Below are 24,785 nucleotides of genomic sequence, written 5' to 3' on the forward strand. Positions count from 1 at the left end.
TTCCGCTTTATGTCTTTCTAGCGCTAATCGCAGACCTAGTCCAACAGGCGCTAAGACATCTGTAGCAAACGTAAAAACTCTTGAAGCGAAGACACATGGAATTGTGCCTTTGGTGACTTTTTAACGCCCTGTCGAAGTATCTGAACCGTTTTCATACCTAAACTATTACCCGCACTAATTTCTGACTCCTCACTGTCTCCAATAACCCATACCTCACTCGGAGCTGTATTATATTTTTTGGCTATGATGTCGAAGTAGAATGCTTTGCCTTTTCTAGGCGGGTTACCTGGGTCATCGTAGTAAATGTCTTCAAAAGCACCTTCAACGCCCAATTGGCGAATTTTCGAATGTTGAAATTTTTGGAATCCAGAAGTTACAAGTAGCTTCACCCCTTCAAACGCATGAACTAAATGAGTGTCTTCATAGCCTTCAATAGGGTGCGCAATACTCAACTGCGAAAAGTACGTATAACTCGCAGATTTTGAATGCTCAGAGAACTTATATTTTTCAACAATATAGTCCAAAGGTTTACGCCAAAAATCCAGACGCATTTCTTGTCTCATAGAGGGAGTTAAATCGTTACTCTTATCTGACTCGATGACATCGAATAGAGGTAGCAATATGTCTTCACCTACACTATTGCCCGGAGCTAAGCAGTTGTCGAAATCAAAAATAATTAATGGCATGTATGGATAAATTACTAGGGAGTGGTGTGCACCATAGTCGCACATGAATGTTTCGATTTCAGAAAGAGCAACCTGCATAGTCGCGTACTTGTCGCATAGTGGAATTACGCCAAATACTCTGAAAACAAGCTTGATAAGAACTAGTTTGCGCTTTTTAGGCGCAGTTAAAGCCAAAAAACGCTTTTTTAATAAAAAACTTATGCATGTTCTTGCCTACTTTTCAAAATGGGTACTACGCTTACTTCATATGTAAAAACGCAGCGAAATATAACGTTGTTACTTTTTAAAAGAGGTAACGCGCCATTGCTCTGTGTTTTAAAGAGATAGTTTTTGGCTTAACACCTGTGATTTTAAGCGGAGTGAGAAACTTCGAACTGTTAATAATGATAGGAAGCTAGCTGCTTCGTTCAACTGCCTTGTCTGAAAGAAGCAACCGGCAGTTGAATGTTCAGGGTGAAACTAAGCCGCGCGTAATTCTCAAGGAGAGTTTTTTGTCAGCTAACAACACATCTTCAAATCAGCAGAGCGCAGTAAACACTATATTTGCTATTTCAGGTATTGGAGTTATCGCTTCGTGGGTGCTCTACTTTTCAGTATCGGCGTTAGCCGCTCTCGCTGTGCTAACCGGCGCAGTGGTGATTTGTGCCCTTATTCACTCAAAAAATAACAGCAAAAGCGACGAGATATACCCGACAGAGAATAGTGCTGAGGATATGGCGACAAGCAGAAATACTGATATTGAAAAAGCCAGTGAGGGGTTAAGTGTTTCACTTGGCACTTGTGACGCCAATTTATCAGACATCAAATCAACGCAAGATGACGCAGTAGAAACCTTGTCTCACGCCTTTAGCAGTTTGAAATCACTAGTTTCTCAACAAATTGAGTGTATTGAGGATTTGCTAAGTGTGGACGAAGCGCATACGCAGTCTTACTCCGACCGAATGCGCAATTTCGCCCGCGAAACCGATGGAACACTAACGCAATTCATTGATTCTACAGAACAGATGTCGTCGTCGACAAAGCACCTAATGGAGCAAGTGCAAACCATTCAACAGGCCATGCCTACGGTAATTGAAGCACTGAGTGGTATTGATGACATCGCTGCACAAACTAATTTACTTGCTTTGAATGCGGCTATAGAGGCGGCGCGAGCAGGTGAGGCTGGTCGTGGCTTCGCTGTTGTTGCTGATGAAGTCAGGGCGCTCTCAACTCGCTCCACTCAGTTTAGTGATGTGATTAAAACCCAGGTCGAGAACATAAGAAGTCTGGTAGATAAGCTCACAGACACTGCCGAATTTGTAGCGTCGCAGGATATTTCTCAGGTGGTTAATGCTAAATCACATATCAGTGAGCAGTTGTCTGAGATTATCAAGAAAGCGGAGGCTGACCTTGTAACCACTAAACAGATTGAAGACATTGGCTCTCAGCTTGACGAGTCGATAAATGCGGCCATTCGGGGTATGCAGTTTGGCGATATCAACGGCCAACACATTCAGTATACCCAAGATATGATCAAGTTCATTTTAGAGCAGTTGGCGACGTTAGACGCCAAAAATATCGAGCGTTTCGTCAGTGCATTAAACGAGTACCAAAAAGGACTCGCTGCGAAAGGGAAAAATGACCACAACCCTGTGTCTGCAACATCTATGGACGCTGGGGAAGTCGAATTGTTCTAGCTAAGCAAGGAACAGGAAGCACAGTCAGTAATGACCTACTTTGGAGAAGTGAGCATATGAGCAAACACATTCTAGTTGTTGACGATTCAGTATCCATTCGTCAGATGGTAGAAATGACCCTAAAAGGTGCGGGCTATACCGTTACGACAGCCCAAGACGGGCAAGATGCGTTAGATAAATGCAAAAGTCAGCAATTTAATTTTGTTTTAACCGATCAGAATATGCCACGAATGGATGGCCTTACGCTTATAAAAAATTTGCGCGGTTTGGGGACTTACAGCAGAACGCCTGTTGTTATGCTTACTACAGAAGCAGGCGACGATATGAAAGCAAAAGGTAAAGCCGCTGGCGCCACAGGCTGGATGGTAAAGCCTTTCGATCCAAACAAGCTTCTTGATGTAACGAAGCGCGTGCTGGGCTAAATCGCCCACCCACTCCTAAAATCTGGAAGGATTCGGAATGAGCATCGATATAGAACAGTTTCATGGCGTGTTTTTCGACGAGAGCGATGAGCATCTCGACGATATGGAACAGCTATTGATGAGTTTAGATGTTGAATCCCCTGATCCTGAAGAGCTAAATAGCATTTTTCGCGCTGCCCATTCGATTAAAGGTGGCAGCGGTATTTTCGGTTTTGATGCGTTGATGAATTTAACGCATGTGATGGAAAACTTGTTAGATAAAGCCCGCAACAATGAGCTTAGTGTTACCGCTGACATTGTAAATGTGCTTTTAGAAACTCTCGATGTTTTAAAAGACACGCTTAACGCCTACCGCGATGAGACCCCCGTACCAGAAGACAGTATTGCCGAGCGCATTAAAATTCTAAATGGCGTAATCAACGGTCAATCTACAGACGCAGCCTCAGGCGATGGTGACGATGCTTCAGAAGTAAGCGTGAATGCGCAAAACGAAAGCGCTCAGGACGACAGCTTTGGTTTCTTTGACGATGAGCCTAATAGTGCTATTGAAGCCGCTGACGACAGTTTTGGTTTTTTCGACGACGAACCAGTTAACGAAGCGCTCTCTCACGGCGACAACACTAAAAGTGAAAATAATGACGATGACGGCTTTGGCTTCTTCGATGATGAAATATCGAATAATACAGTCGGCGCACAAACTGCAACGACTAAAGCCGAAACAGCTGAAGTAGAGCAGGGTTTCGGTTTTTTCGAAGACGCACCGTCAGCTACCAATATCAATACTTCCCTAGAAATTGCGAGTAGTAATAACGCGCAAAGCGCGAGTACTCAATTAAATACAGCAACAACATCTAACAATGATAAAGCGCCAACAAGTGGCGTTGCCCCCACGACAACACAAGCCAAAACGCCACCAAAACCGCCAGCGAAAAAGAGCACCGCCCGTGAATCGGCCTCTATTCGTGTAGACACCACTAAAATTGATGCCATGGTTAACTTAGTCGGAGAGCTGGTTATCACCCAGTCTATGCTGTCTATGATAGGGCAAGACGTTGAAGGGCAAGTTGGCGAACGGTTGCAGCTAGCTATTGATGAGCTGCAGCGAAACACCCGGGAAATTCAAGAATCAGTGATGTCTATGCGCATGCTCCCGCTAACCGCAACCTTTAATCGTTTTCCGCGTTTAGTAAGAGATTTGGCAGGTAAGTTAGGTAAACAGGTAGAACTGGTGCTCCAGGGAGGCAGCACGGAAATTGATAAAAGTTTAATTGAAAAGATCGTCGACCCCCTTACCCATCTCGTTCGCAACAGCATCGATCACGGCATAGAAATGCCCGACAAACGCGTCGCTGCTGGCAAACCAGAGAAAGGCACGGTTATTCTAAGTGCCGAGCAGAAAGGCGGTAGCATTATTATCAGCATTATTGATGATGGCGGTGGTCTTCACCGCGACAAAATTCTCGATAAAGCGCGAAGTAACGGGCTCACCGTATCTGATGACATGCCTGATTCAGAAGTATGGCAGCTTATATTCCAACCTGGGTTTTCAACTGCCGAAGCCATTACCGATGTATCGGGAAGAGGGGTAGGTATGGATGTGGTGCGCCGCAATATCGAATCGATTGGCGGTCGTATCGATATCGAGTCTAGCGCCGGTGAAGGTTCAGCGTTTTTCATTCACCTGCCGCTTACGCTAGCCATAGTTGATGGCATGTGTGTGTCGGTGGGTAAGCAAATCTTCGTGATCCCACTTTTAAATATTATTGAATCCTTCCAGCCTACTAAGCAGCAGCTGAAGACCTTGGGCAACGACACCGTTCTCTATATACGAGATCAATACTGGCCTTTGGTGCCCCTCTACGACTTCATGGAAGTAGAGGATGCCGCGCTTTCTCCCACAGAAGGCATTGTGGTGTTGCTTGAAAGCAGTAAAAAACGCTTTGGTGTTTTGGTTGATGCACTCGTCGGTCAGCAGCAGGTGGTGATTAAAAGCTTAGAAGAGCACTACCGTAAGGTGGCTGGAATAGCGGGGGCAACCATTATGGGCGACGGAAAAGTCGCACTTATTATCGATGCAGACTCCATTGCTACAACGTATACCTCCAGTCAAATAGAGGAGTTACTTTCATGAGTGAAACTGCCTTGCATCAAGCGGTTACCGGCGGACAGGACAAAGAATATTTAAGTTTTGTGCTTGGCGATGAGCATTACGCCTTGGACATTACCACAGTAAAAGAAATTAGAGGGTACGAACAAGTCACTAAGATTGCGAATGCGCCAGCCTTCATAAAAGGCGTGATTAATTTGCGTGGTGACATCGTTCCTATCGTGGACTTGCGCATTAAGTTTAACGTAGGCGAGGCCACATATAACGACTTCACAATAGTGATAATGCTGAACATTCAAGAGCGTATTGTTGGCATCGTGGTAGATGGTGTATCCGATGTTATTCGCTTGTCTGAAGAACAAGTACTTCCGCCACCAGAGTTTGGCGTAGCTTTTGACAGCAGGTATCTACACGGCTTAGCTGATGTAGATGAAAACATGGTCATTCTGGTGAACATAGAAAGCTTAATAACCAGCGAAGAGCTGGGTTTAGTCGCACCTGAGAGCGTAAAAGACGACGCGTAGTTACAAGGTCCTTCACTAAACGGAAACACCTGACATTGGGAAATATTAGTTATGGGCGTATTTAATTTTCTGAACGGCGAAGAGTTAAAAATAGCGAAGCACGACTCGCTATTGAAGTCGAATATCCTAAAGGCCAGTGCCTCAAACTTGTTGGTTATCGACAAGTCGGGGGTTATTCACTACCACACTCCCGCATTCCTGCGAATGACAAAGGCCTACCCTAAGGACTTTACTGTCAACGATGGTGAGTCTTCACTATCAGGAAAGCACATAGACGACATTGCAAATGGGGCAAGCGCTTCAGAAAACCTGTCTTATTTACTTACCCATACTTCGGGCGATAAGCACCTCGTTTCTCTTGCTGAGCACGGCTTTTGTGTAAGTGCATCTACAATAACGATAGACGAGAATGGCACTCAGCTTTATGTCACCGAGTGGCAGGACAACACTGAAAATAAACGCAACAAAGGTATGGTCGATGCCATTATGCGAAGCCAGGCGGTGATATCGTTTACGACAGACGGAGAAATCTTGTCGGCCAACGATAACTTTTTATCCGCAATGGGCTATAGCGAAAGTGAAGTGGTGGGAAAGCATCATCGCATTTTTGTCGACAGTGATTATGCTCAAAGCGAAGAGTACCAGCAGTTTTGGAAAAAGCTAAAAAGCGGCGACGTACACAGCGGTGAGTTTTGCAGAATAAACAAGCAAGGCGAAGAGGTGTGGATCCAAGCGACCTACAATCCAGTATTTGATGACAACGGTGACGTAGATTACATCATCAAGTTTGCCTCTGATATTACAGCGCAAAAACAAAGAAATGCCGATTACGAAGGACAGATTACTGCCATTAATAAGTCACAGGCCGTTATTGAGTTTGATCTAGAAGGTAATATTCTTAACGCCAACGAAAACTTCCTCGCCGCAATGGGTTACAGCCTTTCTGAAATTAAAGGGCAGCATCACAGCATGTTTGTTGACCCAAGCTATAAGTTAAGCGCTGAATATGCTGCTTTTTGGCAAAGCTTAAAAGCCGGAGAGCACAGTGAGGGTGAGTATAAACGCATTGCAAAAGGTGGCAGAGAAATATGGATCCGCGCATCGTACAACCCCATTTTCGACAGCTCGGGTAAGCCATTTAAAGTCGTTAAATTTGCCACCGATGTAACGCAAGACAAGTTAAAAAATGCGTATTTCGAAGGGCAAATTAACGCTATCAGTAAATCTCAGGCTGTGATCGAGTTTGATGTCGACGGCACTATCATTACTGCTAACGACAACTTCCTCAACACCATGGGCTACCGACTAGACGAAATCAAAGGTAAACATCACCAACTATTTGTGGATGAAGAAACCAGGCAGTCAGAGTCGTACCAGCGTTTTTGGTCTGAACTTAAAGAAGGTAATTTCTTCTCAGGAGAATTTAAGCGCGTAAGCAAAGCAGGAAAAGCCGTTTGGATCCAAGCTTCTTACAACCCTATAGAAGACATGAATGGCAACCCGTTTAGGGTGGTCAAATACGCGACTAACATTACCGAAGAGAAGTTGAAAAACGCCTACTTTGAAGGTCAGTTAAATGCCATTAGCAAGTCACAGGCCGTCATTGAGTTTGACCTTGAGGGGGTAATTTTAAACGCAAACAGCAACTTCTTAGCCGCGATGGGATATACCCTAGATGAAGTGAAAGGAAAGCATCACAGTATTTTTGTGGACCCTGCTTTCAAAAACAGCCCTGAATACGCAGCGTTCTGGGAGCAATTGCGCCAAGGTGTTTATGCTAGCGGAGAATACAAGCGTTTCAACAAGTCAGGAAAACCAGTTTACATTCAAGCCTCTTACAACCCAATCCTAGACCAAAACGGCACGCCGTTTAGAGTCGTTAAATATGCCACGGACGTGACAGGAAGAACCTTAGCGGTAGAAAGTATTAAGTCTATTATGGCAAGTCTGACAGACGGTGATTTACTGAAAACGATAGAAGAGCCATTAGAAGGTGACTTTAAGGTGCTTGGCGAATCTATTAATCACTTTATTGGTGAACTGCGCGACACCATAGTAAAAATTCACACCGCTGTGGAAACCATCGATACGGCTTCAAATGAAATCGCCACCGGCAACGCCGATTTGTCTAGTCGTACCGAGCAGCAAGCGTCTAGCTTAGAAGAAACAGCGTCAGCCATGGAAGAGTTAACGGGCACAGTGAAGCTGAACGCAGAGAATGCCGATCAAGCAAAAGGCTTGGCAAGCCAGGCATCAGAAGTAGCATCAGAGGGCGGAAAAGTCATTGAGCAAGTAGTGCATACCATGGGTGAAATTAACGACTCTGCCCAGCGTATATCTGACATCATCGGCGTTATTGATGGCATTGCTTTCCAAACTAACATACTCGCACTGAACGCAGCAGTTGAAGCTGCAAGAGCGGGCGAGCAAGGTCGCGGGTTTGCCGTTGTTGCCTCTGAGGTGAGAACGCTGGCGCAGCGCTCTGCCGAGGCGGCAAAAGACATAAAGGCGCTAATTTCTGCGTCGGTCGATAAAATTGGTGATGGCAACGTGTTGGTGAATAAGTCTGGGGAAACCATGGCCAACATCGTCACTGCAATTAAACGCGTTAACGACATTATGTCAGAAATTGCTGCGGCATCGTCTGAGCAAGCCACCGGAATACAGGAAGTGAGCAATGCGGTGGTGCAAATGGACGAAATGACTCAGCAAAATGCTGCGTTAGTTGAACAAGCAGCAGCGGCTGCAGACAGTATGAGACAGCAATCGGGTGAACTAGCCCAACGGGTGTCTGTGTTCAAAGTGGGAAGTAGTCGCAAGCCCACTCAGAATGCTGACATTCAGTCGCTAAACGGCAGCAAAGCATTACCTAAAGAGCGTGAAGTGCCCAAGCAGCGAATGAAAGCGCTGAACCCAGCGGCACCAGATGCGTCAGATTGGGAGGCGTTTTAGTGTATGACCGCTCTACAAAGCACGGATGCGCAAAGGGAATTTCCATATAGCCGAAGAGATTTTGAACGGGTTAAAAGCCTGCTGTTTAAACAAGCCGGAATTAACTTAGCTGATTCAAAAGATGCGATGGTATACAGCCGCCTTGCCAGGCGGCTACGTGCACTAGAGATACACAGCTTTAAAGAGTACTTAGCGTATGTAGGAAGCTGTAAAGATGAAATGGAACACTTCATTAATGCGCTCACCACTAACCTCACGGCATTTTTCAGAGAGCCACATCACTTTGACGCACTTGCCAATTACCTGACAAAGCGACCTCAAACCAAGCGTATTTGGTGTGCCGCAAGCAGCACTGGCGAAGAGCCTTATAGTATTGCAATGACAGTGGCGTCGGTGTTTGGCACTTTTACCCCTAATGTACAAATACTTGCCACTGATATCGACAGTAAAGTTCTGCAAAAGGCTCGGGAAGGAGTGTATGCCCAAAACAGTATCAGTCAGCTGTCTTACGATTATAAAACGCAATTTTTCTATAGGGGAAAAGGCGCACAAACCGGAAGAGTAAGAGTAGTGGATGAGCTGAGAAAAATGGTGCAGTTCGAACCACTAAATTTGATGTCGCCAAACTGGTGTGTAGATTCGCCAGTGGACGTGATTTTTTGCCGTAACGTCATGATTTATTTCGATCGACCCACGCAGCGCAAAATTTTAGCGCGAATGGTTAAAATGATGTGCAATGACGGGATGTATGTCGCAGGGCACTCTGAGAACTTCACGATGTATCCTGAACTGGTCGCTCCCATGGGGAAAACCATTTATCGGCCAGTCGTTTAAAAGGAATTTGCAGTATGAGTCAGGACGAAAACCCCATTCGATACTTTGATAACCGCCTTCAAAAAGAAGCCGTTAAACTTTTGCCGGGTCAGTATTATGCCACTGCTTCAGACAAAGCGCTGGTAACCATTCTTGGTTCTTGCGTAGCAGCGTGTATTTTCGATCAAGAAAAGAAGATTGGCGGTATGAATCACTTTATGTTGCCGGACCTCAACTTCACCACCAATCTCGACACTTGCCTAGCCACAAAGTACGGTGTACACGCCATGAACATGTTAATTGATCAGCTTGTGCACCTTGGCGCACGGCGAAATAAGTTGATGGCTAAAGCATTCGGGGGAGGAAAGGTGCTTCCTGGGTTTGTGCAGCAAGACATTGGACGAGTAAACGCTGAATTTGTCTTGGAGTATTTGGATGACGCGAACATACCGTTAATAAGTAGTGATTTAATGTCTACTTATGCTCGCAAAATTTATTACTTTCCTGCCGACGGTAATGTTTATATGAAGCGTATTCGCGAGTTTAACAATGCTACCCTCTACGAGCGCGAATCTACCCACCGGGTTCTACTTTCTGAACAAGCTAAGACGGGTGTAATTTCATTTTCGGAACAGTCACATGCCTATAAAAGTCCTCGTAGTTGATGACTCTGCGTTAATCCGCCAAATTCTTTCAGAAATAGTAACCCGTGATCCAGGTTTAACGCTTGTGGGTGCGGCGCCGGATGCTTATGTGGCGAAGCGAATGGTGCAAGAGTTCAGGCCAGACGTTATTACTCTGGACATTGAGATGCCGAAGGTAGACGGGCTACGTTTTCTAGAAGTAATGATGAAGGCGATGCCAACCCCTGTTGTGATGATATCTACGCTGACTGAAAGAGGTGCCGACGCAACACTGCGTGCGCTCGAACTAGGCGCTGTGGATTTTATGGCAAAGCCAAAGCTCAGCGTAGCGCAAGGTATGGCTGAATACGCGGCGGTTATTGTTGAAAAGATAAAAGCAGCAGCGCATTCGAGGTTAGGCCAACCAACGCAAACACGCTGCACAAAACATGCTTCTATGCGCTACACAGGAACCGAAAAGTTAATTGGTATAGGCGCATCAACTGGGGGAACCGAAGCAATAAAAGACGTTATCATGCATTTTCCCCGCAATGCACCGGCCACCATTATTTCCCAACACATGCCTCCAGGGTTCACAACCACCTACGCCAAGCGGCTCGATAGCCTTTGTGAAATAACCGTGAGAGAAGCGCACGGAGGGGAGCGTTTATTGCCTGGATTTGCATACTTGGCACCAGGTAATAAACATTTAAAAGTAGAGCGTAGCGGCGCTGACTATCGTTTAACCCTTGATGATGGCCCCAAGGTATCGGGACACAAGCCCTCTGTTGATGTGATGTTTGACTCGCTGGCTGAGCATGCTGGCGCAAACGCGGTGGGTGTGCTGCTTACAGGCATGGGACGGGATGGAGCAAAAGGGCTTAAGAGTATGCACACGAAAGGCTCTGTTACGTTTTGTCAGGATGAAAAAACCTGCGTTGTTTACGGTATGCCTAAAGTGGCTGTAGAAATGAAAGCCGCTAGTTTTATCAAGCCGTTAGAAGATATCTCAGATGCAATTCTAGATACGCTAGAAGCATTGGGCGCGGGCTCGCGCCTTTAATCTTAATGCAATGCCCACAGTGCTGAACTATTGAAGTTTTTTAGTCTAGCGCAATGCTGATGATCGGGTGTCGCAAATGTCACCAAAGTAATAAGTTAACAAAAATATTCAAAAGTATAATTGTTGAAGCTGGAAACTTGACCATAATTTGATTGTGTTTCGTACATCCGTTAACGCGGTAGTAACAATTGAGGTGGGATTGTGGTCGCTATTGCAGCAAATTATCTGGATAACTTTTTCTCTAATAAGAGCAACGCGTTCATTATTGCGTTTCTTATGATGTTGGCGAGTTGGAGTCTGGCTTTCACCTCGATAGCGCACTTGGGGCTTGCTATCAGCTCTGTTTGCGTTTTATTTTTGCTTTTCGTACTTCTCAAAGTGACAAAGGGTAATCAGGACTCTGCAGCCAATAGCACAAGCACGCCATCACAAGATTTTTCATATTCAAACACAAACTCGTTAGCCAATGACGCTATGGGTGTTGCTGTATCTGAAGCAAGCAGCATACTGACGATCACCTCATCAAACCTGGCCGACATATTCTCAACACAAAATGACGCGGTTGCCACATTAAGCGACTCGTTTATTTCGCTACAAACCCTTCTAGGCCAACAAGAAACTAGCATCAATAATCTGCTGACAGATGATGACGACAGCGACTGTGCCTATGCCGATAAAATGCGGACATTTGCTTCTGATACTGACATCACACTAACGCAATTCATCGCCTCAACAACTGAAATGACCGAGTCTACAAGGGCGTTAGAAACCCAAGTACAAACCATTCAGCAGGCCATGCCTACTGTCATTGAGGCGTTAAGTGGTATTGATGATATTTCTTCTCAGACCAATCTTTTGGCGCTAAACGCTGCCATTGAAGCAGCGCGTGCTGGTGAAGCAGGACGCGGTTTTGCTGTTGTTGCCGATGAGGTCCGTGCGCTATCTACCCGTTCTACACAGTTTAGCGACGTTATAAAAACGCAAATAGAAAACATCAAATCGCTCATCGATAAACTAACGGAAACTGCAGAAGTGGTTGCTTCTCAGGACATTTCTCACGTGGTCAATGCGAAAGACGCCATTAGCGAGCAGCTAAAAGGCATTATCAAAAAAGCCGAAGCCGACATAGAGGGCGCAAGTGAGCTTGAAGCTATTCGCCAACAACTTGCAGACTCAACTGCTGCCGCTATTCGCGGCTTACAATTTGGCGATATTAACGGTCAAAACCTAACCTACACCCGCGAGGTTATTGATTTCATTGTGTTGCAGCTTTCAGAACTAAGCCCTGAGTCTGCGACAAAAGTGAAAGACAACCTAGCTAACTACCAGATTTCGTTGACGGAAAAAGGGCAAGCAGATCACAACCCTGTTTCGTCAACGTCAATGGACGCAGGTGACGTAGAACTTTTTTAACAGCAAAAATAAATAGTTACACAACGATGTGTGATTAACCCTGACATTTTTATAGGTGATTGAGTTATGAGTAAAAGCATACTGATTGTGGACGACTCTGTGTCCATCCGCCAGATGGTAGAAATGACCCTTAAGTCAGCGAACTACAACGTTACTACTGCACAAGACGGCCAAGATGCGTTGGACAAATGCCAAGGCGCGCGTTTCGACTTCGTGCTTACCGATCAAAACATGCCTCGCATGGACGGATTAACGCTTATCAAATCGCTCAGAGGTTTAGCGAACTTCAAGTCGACGCCAATTGTCATGCTGACCACTGAAGCCGGTGATGACATGAAAGCAAAAGGCAAAGCCGCGGGAGCAACCGGATGGATGGTGAAACCTTTCGACCCCAATAAGCTACTTGATGTGATGAAGCGCGTTCTAGGTTAAGAGAGTCGGTTTGAATACGGTAAATGGGAGTCAGTCATGACCATTGATGTAAACCAATTTCACGGTGTGTTTTTTGACGAGAGTGATGAGCATCTCCAAGATATGGAGCAGTTGCTCATGACCTTGGATGTGGATGCGCCCGACCCCGAAGAGCTGAACAGTATCTTTAGAGCGGCGCACTCTATCAAAGGCGGCAGTGGGATTTTCGGGTTCGATGCACTAATGAATCTGACTCACGTAATGGAGAATTTGCTCGACAAAGCCCGAAACCAGGAAATTCAGGTTACGGCAGACATCGTCGACATATTTTTGCAAACCCTTGATGTATTGAAAGACACCTTATCGGCATATAAAGAACAAACAGATCTTCCCCAAGAACAAATTGATGCAAGTATAAAAGTCCTTGAAGATACCCTCGCAAGTGCGTCAGGACAAATGCCACAAAACGCAGAAGAAACATGTGATCAAACTGCTCAAGGTGAAGCTAATACAGACAACGAGATTGATGGATTTGGATTCTTTGATGAAGACGAGACTGGATCTCAAGAAACCAATTTAGAAAGTTCTCAAAGTCAAAATATCTCAGATGACATTGAAGGCTTCGGACTTTTCGAAGATGAAGCAGCATCAGAAGAGACGCAGGCTAAAGGTGAAGCGAATACCAAGGTCGGCATAGCTGATGAGGGCTTTGGCTTTTTCGAACCCGACACCCTTCCTGTAAAAACAGACGCTACTGAAACTTCTTCGCAACAAGTTACACCAAAACAACCTATTGTGAAGCCCGTTAAAACCAAGCCAAAAGCAGCGACGAAAGAGGCAGCATCAATTCGTGTCGATACCACAAAAATCGATGCGATGGTTAATCTGGTCGGCGAACTCGTGATTACTCAATCCATGCTTTCAAACGTGGGGCAGGAAGTTGAAGGGCAAGTCGGAGAGCGCCTACAGCTTGCTATAGACGAGTTGCAGCGCAATACCCGTGAAATTCAAGAATCAGTCATGTCTATGCGCATGTTGCCGGTAAATATGACGTTTAACCGCTTCCCTCGTGTGGTACGTGATTTGTCTTCGAAGCTAGGCAAAAAAGTGGATTTGGTGATTCAAGGTGGTAACACCGAAATAGATAAGAGCCTTATCGAAAAACTGGTCGACCCGCTTACGCATTTAGTGAGGAACAGTATCGATCACGGTATAGAAAGTCCTGAAAAACGCCTTGAAGCTGGCAAAGCCGAAAACGGCACAGTTATCTTAAGTGCAGAGCAGAAAGGTAGCAGTATCATCATTGGTATTATCGACGATGGAGCCGGTTTAAACAAAGCACGCATTGTAGAGAAAGCCACACAAAACGGCCTCACGGTTACGCCAGATATGCCCGACAGTGAAATTTGGCAGCTTATCTTTCAAGCGGGCTTTTCGACTGCTGCAGAAGTTACTGATGTGTCGGGCAGAGGTGTCGGCATGGATGTGGTTCGCAGAAACATCGAGTCTATTGGCGGGCGCATTGAAATTGAATCATCGCAGGGTGAAGGCTCTGCGTTTTATATCCACTTACCACTCACGCTCGCTATCGTAGACGGCATGTGTGTATCGGTTGGCGATCAAATTTTCGTTATCCCACTACTTAACGTTATCGAATCATTTCAACCCACATCATCTCAAGTGAAAACCCTTGGCAATGACAAAGTACTGTGGATTAGAGACCAGTACTGGCCGCTGGTGTCACTTACTCAACTTATGCAGGTAGACGACGGCATCACTGAGCCAACCAAAGGCATCGTCGTGCTACTAGAAAGCAGTAAGAAGCGCTATGGCGTGCTGGTGGATTCGCTTGTGGGTCAACAACAAGTCGTAATTAAGAGCCTTGAGCAACATTACAAAAAAGTAGCAGGGATCGCAGGTGCAACCATTATGGGGGATGGCAAGGTAGCCATGATTTTGGATGCAGACTCGGTGGCTACTAACTGTACAAATGTTCCAAATGAAGAGGTTTCACTATGAGCGAAGCAGCCTTACAACAAGCCGTTAGCGCATCGAAAGAGAACGAATTCTTAAGTTTTGTCTTGGGCGAGGAGCACTATGCCCTTGATATCACAACCGTGAAGGAAATTCGTGGTTACGAACAGGTTACCAAAATTGCCAATGCGCCAAACTTCATTAAAGGCGTGATAAACCTTCGTGGCGACATTGTACCTATCGTCGACTTACGCATTAAGTTCAACGTAGGTGAAGCCACTTATAACGATTTTACTATCGTCATTATGCTTAACGTTCACGAGCGGATCGTTGGCATTGTGGTAGACGGCGTATCTGACGTCATTCGCCTTTCCGAAGAAGACATGCTGCCGCCACCAGAGTTCGGTGTGGCGTTCGATAGCAAGTACCTTCACGGACTGGCCGATGTCGATGAGCACATGGTTATTTTAGTCAATATTGAAAGCTTAATTACAAGTAACGAATTGGGTTTAGTTGAAACAAAAGCACAAGTGGTTGAGGGCTGAGAAAATGGGAATTATGACGTGGTTAGAAGACTTCACAAAAGCAACGGACGTTAACCAAGCATTGAGAAATAAACAGGCACTTGATGCTACAACCTGTTGCATCATGATGGCCGATGCAGACAGAAATATTATCTATGCTAATCAGTCTGTAAAGTCGCTGCTCAAAGAAAATGAGAAGAAACTTCAGGCTGTACTCCCCAGTTTTTCTGCTGACAACTTGGAAGGTCAAAACATCGACCAGTTTCATCGCAATCCTTCGCATCAGCGCAATATCCTTGCTGAATTGAAATCGACAATGACCTCTACGATTAGCATTGGCGACTTGAACTTCAAACTCACCCTTACGCCGTTTTTTGACCAAGAGAATAACAATATAGGCACCATGGTTGAATGGGTTGATCAGTCAGAATTACTCATTAAAAGCACAATGCTTAATGTGTTGAATAATGCCCAGGCTGTTATCGAATTTAACGCCGATGGTGTTATCCAAAACGCGAACGACAATTTTCTTAATGCGCTTGGCTACAGCCTCAATGAAATTGTTGGCAACCATCACAAAATGTTTTGTGACGCACAATACATTCGCTCAGAAGAGTACGCCCAATTTTGGCGCGACCTCAAAGAGGGCAAGTCACAAAACGGCGAGTTTTGTCGATTCGACAAAATGGGGAAAGAGATTTGGATCCAAGCCACCTACAACCCGGTTTTCGATGGCGAAGGTAAAGTTATTCGCGTTGTGAAATTCGCCACCGACATCACTGCATCTAAGTTACGCAATGCCTATTTCGAAGGACAAATAGACGCAATAAACAAAGCGCAGGCCGTTATTGAATTTGACCTTGAGGGCAAAATTTTAAACGCCAACGAGAATTTCACAAACACGGTTGGCTACAGCCTAGATGAAATTAAAGGCAAGCATCACAGTATGTTTGTGGAAGATGAGTATAAGCGCAGTGTTGAGTACAGTCAGTTTTGGGAACAGTTGCGCCAAGGCGTGCAGTTCACTGATGAATTTAAGCGCGTGGGCAAAGGTGGGAAAGAAGTTTGGATCCAAGCGTCTTATAACCCTATTTTGGATCAAAACGGTAGACCTCACCGTGTGGTGAAATATGCCATTGATATTACTGGTAGAAAACAGGCCATTAGCGATATCAAAACCGCCATGAATGAATTGGTTCAGGGTAATTTAGATTGCCGCATTGAGCATGAGTTCGAGGGTGAATTTAAAGAGCTTGGCACGTCAATCAACCGCTTTATCGACGATATGCGTCGCATTATCGGTTCTATCAGTGATGTGATGACCCGCTTATCTGGCGGTGATTTAACGGCAGAGCTTGATGAACAGTTCGAGGGTGAATTCCAAGTACTAGGCGATGCTATCAATCAATTCGTTAGTGAAATGTCTGGCACTATCGGTTCAATTTACCAAGCAGTAGAGACAATCAATACGGCCTCGTCTGAAATTGCCACGGGGAATTCAGACCTATCAAGTCGTACCGAACAGCAGGCGTCTAGTCTTGAAGAAACGGCGTCGAGCATGGAAGAGCTTACCGGTACCGTCAAGCTCAACGCTGAAAATGCGGAACAAGCCAATAGCTTAGCGTCTCAGAGCTGTGAAATCGCGTCGCGGGGCGGTGAGCTAATCCGTCAGGTTGTGGACACCATGTCGTCTATCAACGAGTCTGCGCAGGAAATTTCAGACATCATCGGCGTAATCGACGGCATCGCATTCCAAACTAATATTCTGGCATTAAACGCTGCCGTAGAAGCTGCACGAGCAGGTGAGCAGGGCCGTGGCTTTGCGGTAGTTGCGTCAGAGGTACGAAGCCTGGCTCAGCGTTCTGCCGAAGCAGCAAAAGAAATCAAAGAGCTTATATCAGACTCGGTAAGCAAGATTGATGGCGGTAACAAACTCGTCAATCAGTCAGGCGACACCATGGAAGAAGTGGTGACTTCCATTAAGCGAGTTAACGACATTATGTCGGAAATTGCAGCGGCAAGTTCTGAGCAAGCTTCTGGAATTGAAGAGGTAAGTAAAGCCGTTGTGCAAATGGATGAAATGACGCAACAAAATGCAGCGCTGGTGGAAGAGGCTGCGGCTGCCGCAGAAAGTTTGCAGCAGCAAGCGGGAAGTTTATCTGAACGCGTATCAGCATTTAACATTGGTGATAAAGCGATGGTCAGTGAAGAAAAAACAATAAAGGTTGCATCAGTAAACAAGAATAAACACGTTGCACCGGTTACAGCAATTAAAACGCAAAAGAAACTGGCTCCAAAAGTACCAAGCAGTGACGATTGGGAGTCGTTCTAAAAAAGCGAAGGCGAATTCTTGAAAAGGAATTCGCCTTTTTTATTACACGGCATTTAGTTTGACGCTTTTAGAACAGAGCGTCGCAAATCAGGTGGATGGAATAATGGGCGTATTTAATATATTTCATAATGAAGAGTTAGTAGCGGCACAAAGTCTTTCACGGTTTCAAGAGCAAGCGCTAAGCGAAAGTACCGCATGTTTGATGTTGGTCGATGCCGAGGGAACGATCACCTTCGCCAACAAAGCATTTTATGCTTTAGCCAACGAGCACCAAACGCAGTTCGAGCGTGTTTTACCAGGTATTAATTTTCAAGGCCTGACGGGCTCTACTATGGCAGCGTTTTTCGCCAACAATAGCGACCTGAATTTGCGTTACAAAAGCTGTGATAGCAGCGATACCTTTTTACTGCCTGTGGGCGACTTACTCTTTACCCTTAAGTTATCTACCATTAAAAGTGTTGAAGGCGACAAGCTCGGCACTATGGTGGAATGGCTTAATGATCAGGAGCTGCAATATAAAACAGGTTTACTGGCAGGGTTAGATCGTTGCCAAGCCATTATTTCCTTTACGCCGGAGGGAATAGTAGAAGACGCCAATGAAAACTTTTTGAAGGTTACAGGCTATTCGAAAGAAGACATTGTTGGTAAGCATCATCGCCTTTTTGTATTGCCAGACTACGGCGTGTCTGAAGAATATAAATCATTCTGGGAATCGCTGCGAAACGGTGAGCACAGCAGCGGTGAATATTGCCGCGTAGCGAAAAACGGCGACAAAGTATGGATTCAAGCCTCTTACAACCCTATCTATGACAAGCTCGGAAATATTGTTCGGGTAGTAAAATTTGCTACCGATGTAACGGAGCAAAAACGCAAAAATGCAGACTACGAAGGCCAAATAAATGCCATTGACAAGTCCCTTGCTGTGATTGAGTTCGACCTTGAAGGCGTTATTCAAAACGCCAACGCAAACTTCTGCGCAACAACGGGATATGAGCTGAACGAAATCAAAGGTCAGCATCATAGTATGTTTGTTGAACCCAACTATAAAATGAGCCCTGAGTATGCAGCGTTCTGGCGTGACTTAAAGAAAGGTGAGTTTAAGTCAGGCGAATTCAAACGGGTAAAAAAAGATGGCAGTGAGCTTTGGATCCAAGCGTCTTATAACCCTATTTTTGACGAGTTCGGCCAGCCAATAAAAGTGGTGAAATATGCCTCTGATGTGACTGAACAGAAGCTACAAAACGCGTTTAACACAGGGCAAATAGACGCAATAAGTAAATCACAAGCGGTGATCGAGTTTGATACAAAGGGCAATATTCTCGTCGCCAACGATAACTTTCTGGCAACGGTTGGCTATTCCCTAGATGAAATTGAGGGCAAACACCACCGCATTTTTGTCACTAAACAAGAGCGAGAATCTGAACAGTACCAATCGTTTTGGAAAAAACTGGCAGAAGGCCAATTTTACTCGGGTGAATTTCACAGAATTGCGAAAGACGGCTCAGATATTTGGATTCAAGCGACCTACAATCCTATTTTAGACATGAGTGGGAATGTGGTTAAAGTGGTGAAGTACGCCAGTAATATCACCGAACAGAAAGTGAAAAATGCCTACTTTGAAGGGCAGTTAGCTGCAATAGGAAAGTCTCAGGCCGTCATAGAGTTCAATATGGATGGCATTATTCAGCACGCCAATGAAAACTTTCTAACTACGGTGGGCTACACCTTAGATGAAATCAAAGGTAAGCATCACAGCATGTTCGTCGACCCTGCTCACCGAGCAAGCCCAGAATACGCGGCGTTTTGGGATGCGCTACGCAGCGGCACTTTTTCTTCAGGTGAATATCGTCGATTGGGTAAAAACGGCAAAGAGATATTTATTCAAGCCACGTATAACCCTATTTTAGACCACAACGGTAAGCCTTTCCGTGTAGTTAAGTTTGCTACCGATATTACGGGTAGAACCCAAGCTGTTGATGAAATTAAACACGTAATGACCAAGCTGACTGAGGGCGACTTAACGGTCAACATTGAACATGCTTTAGACGGTGACTTTGCTGTGTTGGGCGAGGCCATTAATCAGTTCATCAACGAAATGCGAGGCACCATCACAAGTATTAACGAAGCAGTAGAAACCATTAATGTGGCGTCGGGTGAGATTGCAACGGGCAATGCTGACTTATCAAGCCGCACCGAGCAACAGGCATCCAGCCTGGAAGAAACTGCATCGAGTATGGAAGAGCTAACGGGAACCGTAAAACTCAACGCAGAAAATGCAGAGCAAGCGAATGGCTTAGCGGCACAGGCGAGTAAAATTGCTTCAGAAGGGGGGCAGGTTATAGGTGAAGTGGTGAAAACCATGACCCAAATCAACGACTCGGCACAAGAGATCTCTGACATTATTGGCGTTATAGACGGCATCGCTTTTCAAACTAATATTCTTGCTTTAAACGCAGCCGTTGAAGCTGCTCGCGCGGGCGAACAGGGGCGAGGCTTTGCGGTAGTTGCTTCAGAAGTAAGAAACTTAGCTCAGCGCTCAGCCGAAGCTGCTAAAGACATCAAAGAACTGATTTCCGACTCTGTTACTAAAATAGCCAGCGGTAACGAGCTGGTTGTGAAATCGGGTGACACCATGGCTGAGGTAGTAACTTCCATTAAGCGCGTAAACGACATTATGTCTGAAATTGCCGCTGCGTCTGCCGAGCAAGCGGCGGGCATTGAAGAGGTGAGCAAAGCGGTCATTCAAATGGATGAAATGACCCAACAAAATGCAGCACTGGTAGAAGAGGCTGCCGCCGCCGCGGACAGTTTGAAGCAGCAGTCGTTGCAACTTAATGAACGGGTATCGGTATTTGAAGTTGGAAAGGGCTTGTCAATGGAGCAAAAGCACATCGCTGCGCTCTCTCACACCGACTTCAAGCAGCCACGCGTAGCCTCAGTGATTAACAACGCGCCTCAAGCACAAGCATTGAAACCCGCACTGCCTGATGAAGCCGAGTGGGAGTCGTTCTAATGACAACGGTTCTTTCATCGCGTGATAGCACTCGGGAGTTCGCCTTTGAAAAGGCGGACTTCCACAAAGTGCAAAACATGCTTTTCAAAAAAGCAGGTATAAAGTTGTCAGACGCTAAAGAAGCGATGGTATACAGCAGATTGGCTCGGCGTATCAGAGCCCTTCAGCTCACAAGCTTTAACGATTATCTAGGCGTAGTTGATAAGTCTGAACCTGAGCTAGAGCAGTTCATCAATGCATTGACGACCAATCTTACGTCGTTTTTTCGCGAGCCACACCACTTCACTGCACTGGCTGAGCACTTAAAACAACATCCAGAAGTAACCACTATCTGGTGTGCTGCCAGCTCCACCGGAGAAGAGCCTTACTCTATTGCCATGGTCGTCGCAGAGGCGTTTGGAAGCTTCAAAACGCCTGTGAAAATCATTGCATCAGACATAGACAGTAAGGTACTGCAAAAAGCCAAAGCGGGTATTTATCCTTTAGCATCGATCGCGAAAATACCCGTCCAAAGACAAAAACAATTCTTCCATAAAGGTAAAGGTGCAAACGAGGGAAAAGTGAAAGTAGTGGATGAGTTAAGACATATGGTGCAGTTCAAAAAACTCAATCTTACCGATGCAAAGTGGGATGTAAAAGGTCCGCTCGATATCATTTTTTGTCGAAACGTAATGATTTACTTCGACAAGCCCACGCAATTAAACGTGTTACAAAGAATGGTGGGTATGTTAAAGCCTGCAGGACTTTATATGGCAGGGCATTCTGAAAACTTCAATATGTGTACTAATCTTGTGAGACCGGTAGGTAAAACTATATATCGCCCGGTTCATTAGGAGCACGTGTGGAATCTTGTAATTTCGAAGTACCTATTAGCTATTACGACAAACGTTTTTCTATCGACGCAGTAAAGCTATTACCTGGACAATACTTCGTAACAACACAAGATAAAATGTTGGTAACGGTATTGGGCTCGTGTGTGGCGGCATGTTTATACGACCCTGAAACGGGCATTGGCGGCATGAATCACTTTATGTTGCCTACAGTAAATAAAACTGCCAGTGAGTTCGAAAAAACACAAGGTATGGCTGCCAAATACGGCGTGCATGCCATGGAAATTCTTATCAACGACTTAGTGAAAGCCGGTGCCAATAAAGCCCGAATAAAAGCAAAAGTGTTTGGTGGTGGAAAAGTGGTGCCGTCCTTCGTGCAGCACGATGTTGGGAAGTTCAACGCAGAATTCGTAACAGACTTTTTAAGCACGGAAGGCATACCGATGTTGGCCAGTGACTTATGTGATGTTTACGCGCGCAAGGTTTACTTTTTTCCAAGCAACGGCAATGTCTTTATGAAACGAATTCACGAGCTTAATAACGCCACTATTATTGAAAGAGAAAGTCAGCATCGGTGGGAACTGTCAAGACGTGCACCTACCGGTAGCGTAGATATCTTCGAGGACTAACAATGACGATAAAAGTTTTGGTGGTAGATGACTCGGCACTGATCCGGCAAATTCTAAGTGAAATTATAAAAAGTGAGCCAGACATGGCATTAGTGGGTGCTGCTCCCGATGCTTTCGTGGCAAAAAAGCTGGTTCTAGAAAAGTCGCCAGATGTTATTACACTTGATATAGAAATGCCTAAAGTGGACGGATTACGCTTTCTAGAAGTGCTGATGAATGCGAGGCCAACGCCCGTAGTCATGATTTCTACGCTAACTGAAAAAGGCGCTGATGCCACGCTGAGGTCCTTGGAGTTAGGAGCTATCGACTTTGTTGCAAAGCCCAAAATAGGTGTGGCGCAAGGCATGGCAGACTATCACCAGTTGATTGTTGAGAAAATACGTACAGCTGCGCGCTCTAAAGTGAAAAAATCAGCGCCTTCGAAAGTGTCTACCGTGAGCAAAGTCAATTATTCGGGTACTGAGAAAATCATTGCAATTGGTGCCTCGACCGGTGGGACAGAAGCCATAAAAGAGGTGTTACGCACCTTTCCGGCGAACGCTCCTGCCACCGTGATCACACAACACATGCCAGCAGGGTTTACTTCGACTTACGCTAAACGACTAGATGCCGTGTGCCAAATGCAGGTCAAAGAAGCGAAAGGCGGAGAACGTTTACTACCAGGCCAAGCCTACCTTGCACCTGGCGATAAACACATGGAAATTGAAAGAAGCGGGGCTGATTACCGGATTAGATTGACCGATGGCGCGCGCGTATCGGGTCACAAGCCCTCGGTGGATGTGTTATTTAATTCTATCTGTAAAAGTGCTGGTAGCAATGCGTTAGGCGTTTTACTTACGGGCATGGGTAGCGACGGCGCAAGCGGCCTTCACGAAATGTTTAACGCGGGCTGCGAAACATTTTGTCAGGACGAAGCTAGTTGTATAGTTTTTGGTATGCCCAAAGTAGCCATAGAAAAGGGCGCCGCTAAGCGCGTAATAAGCCTAGATGATATGGGCAGAAGTGTTATGCAAACCGTAGAAAAGCTCTCGGCAGGTAGTCGCTTGTAAGTATAGTGAGTAAATACTTACAGAATGCAATTTCTGTCCTAAAACCTGTAAAAGGATTGTTATAACTTTTCTTGTTCCAGAAAAGCTAAGGTGTTTTAATAGCAACGCTTAATAGTGAGTAATGCTGCTGCAGAATGCTGTTGCTGTAGCCGATACTATGGATAGGCTCACTATTTAGTGCGTAAAAATATAAAAATCGATACGTAAGTGGAATGGTAAGGTAAATCATTGTCGACATAATAATATAAAAGACAATGGCTTATGTGCGTTAGCAAGAACAAGGTAGGCAAAGTTTTATTACTGCGTATGTTTTGTAGTACCTAACTAGAATAAAAGGCCTGCTATATTCCTTACAGATTTGAGAGCAAATATATGCTCATTCTTACGGTATGACACTAACCCGGGATTATAACGAGTAGTTGGGGACTCTTATGAAACAGCAAACGCTTATAGCAGTATCAGCTTTAATGTTTTCTTCTTCTGTTTTGGCTAATGGCGGCTTTGAACCGAATAAGAAAGCATGCGTGAACGTCGGAAAAGAAATCACTCGCGTAAGCACTGAAATGGACGCAGCTAAGTCAGGTATTCAGAAGTCATGGCTTAAGCGTCAATTAAGCGCACTAGAAACGAAACGCAATTCTTGCAGCACACAAGGTTTTAAGCCAAACCAGCCCGAGCTAGCAAAAGTTTAATTGTTTCGTATTTCGATTTGAAAAAAGTCTTACTTCGGTAAGACTTTTTTGTTTGCGCCTATTTATTTTGCAACTACGCTAGATTTGTAGCGGTCAGGCACAGCGAGGTCGTTGTGCCCTCACACAGAACCCGTTACAAACTTATCATTTCGATAAGCGCAGTAAGCGAAGCAATGCTGTGATCGGGAGCAAGCCCTAACGGGTACACCATTTTTCCCGAGCGCTCTACGAATACGGTTTGCATACCTGTCGCCTTAGCACCACTTACATCCCAACCATGAGCCGCCACCATCATGGCATCTTCGTTCTTTACGTTAGCCTGCTGACAGGCCCAGTGATAAACCGCAGCATGTGGTTTGTAGGTACGTACACTTTCCACACTTAATACATGGGAAAAATAGGGCTTAATATTGGCAAACTCAAGCTGTGCGTCTAGTCCGGCTTTAGACGAGTTTGAAAGCGCGACCAAGGTTACACCAGCACTTTGAAGCGCCTTTAATGTAGGAACAACATCGTCGTGCGCTGGCAATCGGGTAATATGCTGTTTGATGGTATCTTTTGCGGTAGCCTCATCAACAGAGATATCCTTACTGTGAGCTACCATGGTAAGCGCTGCGGCTCCAATATCAATGAAATCGTGAAACTGTCCAGACGCAACATCCACTAAACTGTGATGCAATAGGTTAGCAAACCATAAGTCTACCAGTGTCTCATCGCCGTTTAGCACCGACGCTAAGCCTGTTTTTATGGCCTGCATGTCTAGTAGTGTTTCATTAATATCGAAGAAAATAACCTTTGGCGTCACGATTCACCTTCCTATAGTTGATGATAGTAAACGGTACGTTTCGTTTTTAGCTTGTTCGTTGCTTATACCACTGTAAAACAGAATTGGTTTTGCTAAAGCACATTACGACCAATGTCGATGAATTAACGCTGACAGGATGTAAGAAGAATCTAACAAGAAAGGGGGGCAAGAAAAGGCTGCAATAGCGTCATAAACCCTGAACGAAATATATTGAGAGAAACGAACAACAAAAAGCCGGCACTAAGGC

General features: G+C 45.2%; 20 protein-coding genes. 18 read left to right on the forward strand and 2 right to left on the reverse strand.

Features of this window, described 5'->3' with window-relative positions; translation table 11 throughout:
* Positions 1–50: 50 nt before the first annotated feature.
* The gene (locus ACFI6J_RS18935; protein WP_156085795.1) at positions 51–860 is read right to left on the reverse strand and encodes an HAD family hydrolase; all 810 of its coding nucleotides are present in this window, start codon (positions 858–860) and stop codon (positions 51–53) included.
* Between the two features lie 830 nt (positions 861–1,690).
* Here ACFI6J_RS18935 and ACFI6J_RS18940 point away from each other — a divergent pair.
* From ACFI6J_RS18940 to ACFI6J_RS19025, 18 genes are all read left to right on the forward strand, one after another.
* Positions 1,691–2,362 carry a methyl-accepting chemotaxis protein gene (locus ACFI6J_RS18940; protein WP_404978302.1) on the forward strand — a complete coding sequence of 224 codons (672 nt, stop codon included), beginning with the start codon at positions 1,691–1,693 and terminating at the stop codon, positions 2,360–2,362.
* Between the two features lie 56 nt (positions 2,363–2,418).
* Positions 2,419–2,784 carry a response regulator gene (locus tag ACFI6J_RS18945; RefSeq protein WP_014947933.1) on the forward strand — a complete coding sequence of 122 codons (366 nt, stop codon included), beginning with the start codon at positions 2,419–2,421 and terminating at the stop codon, positions 2,782–2,784.
* A 37-nt stretch (positions 2,785–2,821) separates the two neighbouring features.
* The gene (locus ACFI6J_RS18950; RefSeq protein WP_156085797.1) at positions 2,822–4,915 is read left to right on the forward strand and encodes a chemotaxis protein CheA; all 2,094 of its coding nucleotides are present in this window, start codon (positions 2,822–2,824) and stop codon (positions 4,913–4,915) included.
* Positions 4,912–5,415, forward strand: a complete 504-nt coding sequence (locus ACFI6J_RS18955) for a chemotaxis protein CheW (protein ID WP_014947935.1) — start codon at positions 4,912–4,914, stop codon at positions 5,413–5,415. Before ACFI6J_RS18950 ends, ACFI6J_RS18955 begins: the two co-directional genes overlap by 4 nt.
* A gap of 471 nt (positions 5,416–5,886) precedes the next feature.
* Positions 5,887–8,367, forward strand: a complete 2,481-nt coding sequence (locus ACFI6J_RS18960) for a methyl-accepting chemotaxis protein (protein WP_418655454.1) — start codon at positions 5,887–5,889, stop codon at positions 8,365–8,367.
* Between the two features lie 3 nt (positions 8,368–8,370).
* Positions 8,371–9,201, forward strand: a complete 831-nt coding sequence (locus ACFI6J_RS18965) for a CheR family methyltransferase (protein WP_039225824.1) — start codon at positions 8,371–8,373, stop codon at positions 9,199–9,201.
* 14 nt (positions 9,202–9,215) lie between these two features.
* Positions 9,216–9,845: a chemoreceptor glutamine deamidase CheD gene (gene cheD / locus ACFI6J_RS18970; protein ID WP_156085798.1), complete on the forward strand. Its 630-nt coding sequence runs from the start codon at positions 9,216–9,218 to the stop codon at positions 9,843–9,845.
* The gene (locus tag ACFI6J_RS18975) at positions 9,820–10,866 is read left to right on the forward strand and encodes a protein-glutamate methylesterase/protein-glutamine glutaminase (protein ID WP_156085799.1); all 1,047 of its coding nucleotides are present in this window, start codon (positions 9,820–9,822) and stop codon (positions 10,864–10,866) included. The genes cheD (ACFI6J_RS18970) and ACFI6J_RS18975 overlap by 26 nt, the downstream gene beginning before the upstream one ends.
* Positions 10,867–11,067: 201 nt before the next feature.
* Positions 11,068–12,279 carry a methyl-accepting chemotaxis protein gene (locus ACFI6J_RS18980; RefSeq protein ID WP_156085800.1) on the forward strand — a complete coding sequence of 404 codons (1,212 nt, stop codon included), beginning with the start codon at positions 11,068–11,070 and terminating at the stop codon, positions 12,277–12,279.
* A gap of 66 nt (positions 12,280–12,345) precedes the next feature.
* Complete coding sequence (locus tag ACFI6J_RS18985; RefSeq protein WP_014947941.1) at positions 12,346–12,711, forward strand: response regulator; 366 nt, start codon at positions 12,346–12,348, stop codon at positions 12,709–12,711.
* Positions 12,712–12,747: 36 nt separating this feature from the next.
* Entirely contained in the window at positions 12,748–14,709 is a 1,962-nt protein-coding gene (locus ACFI6J_RS18990) for a chemotaxis protein CheA (RefSeq protein WP_156085801.1), read from the forward strand.
* A complete protein-coding gene (locus ACFI6J_RS18995; protein WP_014947943.1) occupies positions 14,706–15,209 on the forward strand; it encodes a chemotaxis protein CheW in 504 nt (167 codons plus the stop codon). Before ACFI6J_RS18990 ends, ACFI6J_RS18995 begins: the two co-directional genes overlap by 4 nt.
* 4 nt (positions 15,210–15,213) lie before the next feature.
* Complete coding sequence (locus ACFI6J_RS19000) at positions 15,214–17,520, forward strand: methyl-accepting chemotaxis protein (protein ID WP_156085802.1); 2,307 nt, start codon at positions 15,214–15,216, stop codon at positions 17,518–17,520.
* Positions 17,521–17,623: 103 nt separating this feature from the next.
* Positions 17,624–20,533, forward strand: a complete 2,910-nt coding sequence (locus ACFI6J_RS19005) for a methyl-accepting chemotaxis protein (RefSeq protein WP_156087307.1) — start codon at positions 17,624–17,626, stop codon at positions 20,531–20,533.
* On the forward strand, positions 20,533–21,366 hold the full coding sequence (locus tag ACFI6J_RS19010) for a CheR family methyltransferase (RefSeq protein WP_014947946.1): 834 nt from the start codon (positions 20,533–20,535) through the stop codon (positions 21,364–21,366). Before ACFI6J_RS19005 ends, ACFI6J_RS19010 begins: the two co-directional genes overlap by 1 nt.
* A gap of 8 nt (positions 21,367–21,374) precedes the next feature.
* Positions 21,375–21,992 carry a chemoreceptor glutamine deamidase CheD gene (cheD, locus tag ACFI6J_RS19015; RefSeq protein WP_156085803.1) on the forward strand — a complete coding sequence of 206 codons (618 nt, stop codon included), beginning with the start codon at positions 21,375–21,377 and terminating at the stop codon, positions 21,990–21,992.
* A 2-nt stretch (positions 21,993–21,994) separates the two neighbouring features.
* On the forward strand, positions 21,995–23,041 hold the full coding sequence (locus ACFI6J_RS19020) for a protein-glutamate methylesterase/protein-glutamine glutaminase (protein ID WP_014947948.1): 1,047 nt from the start codon (positions 21,995–21,997) through the stop codon (positions 23,039–23,041).
* A 431-nt stretch (positions 23,042–23,472) separates the two neighbouring features.
* A complete protein-coding gene (locus tag ACFI6J_RS19025; protein WP_014947949.1) occupies positions 23,473–23,733 on the forward strand; it encodes a hypothetical protein in 261 nt (86 codons plus the stop codon).
* A gap of 133 nt (positions 23,734–23,866) precedes the next feature.
* On the opposite strand, the gene ACFI6J_RS19030 is transcribed toward ACFI6J_RS19025, so the two are convergent.
* On the reverse strand, positions 23,867–24,538 hold the full coding sequence (locus tag ACFI6J_RS19030; protein ID WP_156085804.1) for a haloacid dehalogenase type II: 672 nt from the start codon (positions 24,536–24,538) through the stop codon (positions 23,867–23,869).
* Between the last annotated feature and the right edge of the window lie 247 nt (positions 24,539–24,785).

The sequence above is a fragment of the Alteromonas sp. G4i13 genome (assembly GCF_054960505.1).